Source organism: Lentzea indica, from assembly GCF_012184385.1.
Lineage (GTDB): Bacteria > Actinomycetota > Actinomycetes > Mycobacteriales > Pseudonocardiaceae > Lentzea > Lentzea indica.
On record NZ_VSRL01000559.1, the window covers coordinates 1 to 1,168 of the forward strand.

Annotated in this window: 1 protein-coding gene; it reads right to left on the reverse strand. The window is 67.1% G+C overall.

The window, feature by feature from the left end:
* A partial coding sequence (locus FXN61_RS49570; RefSeq protein WP_167980655.1) for an acyltransferase domain-containing protein occupies positions 1–1,168 on the reverse strand: 1,168 nt, incomplete at both ends.

The window sequence follows — 1,168 nt, forward strand, 5'->3', positions numbered from 1 at the left end:
ATCCAGCATCGGCTCCATCAACGGCGAGTGGAACGCGTGACTGACGTTCAGCCGCTTGCTCTTCCACCGCTCCGCAACCGCCAACACCTCGTCCTCAACACCAGCGATCACCACGGACCGAGGACCGTTGACAGCGGCGATGGACACGCCATCAGTCAGGTGCGCACGCACCTCTTCTTCGGACGCGATGACCGACACCATCGCGCCACCGGCCGGCAACGCCTGCATGAGGCTGGCTCGCGCTCGGACCAGCTTCGCCGCGTCCTCCAGGCTGAGGACCCCGGCGACGTGTGCGGCAGCGATCTCACCGATGGAGTGCCCGGCAACCTGAGCGGGCTTCACGCCGAACGACTCGAGCAAGCGGTAGAGGGCGACCTGGATCGCGAAGATCGCGGGCTGCGTGTTCCCGGTCTGGTTCAGCGCCTCGGCGTCATCGCCCCACATGACCTCACGAACGTCGAGGTGCTCCAACACCTCGTCCAACGCACGTGCGAACACCGGGAACGCCTCGTACAGCTCGCGTCCCATGCCCAGCCGCTGCGAACCTTGCCCGGAGAAGACGAACGCCAGCGGCTTCCCGCTCACCACGCCCTTGGCGACCACCTGCCCGCCGAGCACCACCGCCCGGTGGTCGAACTGCGTCTTCAACGCGAGCGAGTACCCGATGTCCCGGGGATCGCCGTCCAGCTGCAGCACGCGCTCGACCTGCGCGTCCAACGAGATCGCCGACTTCGCCGACACCAGCCAGGGCACGCCACCAGACGGGATCGATCCCGCTGTATCGATCCCGTCTGGACCCCCTCCAGGGGAGACCGAGGTCCCCATCCCAATCATCTCAGGCAGGTCTGACAATTCCGGAGCCTCAAGGATCACGTGGGCATTGGTGCCTGAGACGCCGAAGGACGAGATGCCGGCTCGGCGTGGACGAGAGACAGAGGGCCAGGACGTTGCAGAGGTGACGAGGGTGATGTCGCCGGCCTCCCAGTCCACGTGGGTGGAGGGCTCGTCGACGTGCAGGGTCGCGGGGACCAGGCCGTGGCGCATCGCGTGCACCATCTTGATCACGCCAGCGACACCGGCGGCGGCCTGGGAGTGGCCGATGTTCGACTTGATGGAGCCGAGCAGCAGCGGTTCGGAGCGGTCCTGGCCGTACGTCGCGAGCAGGGCC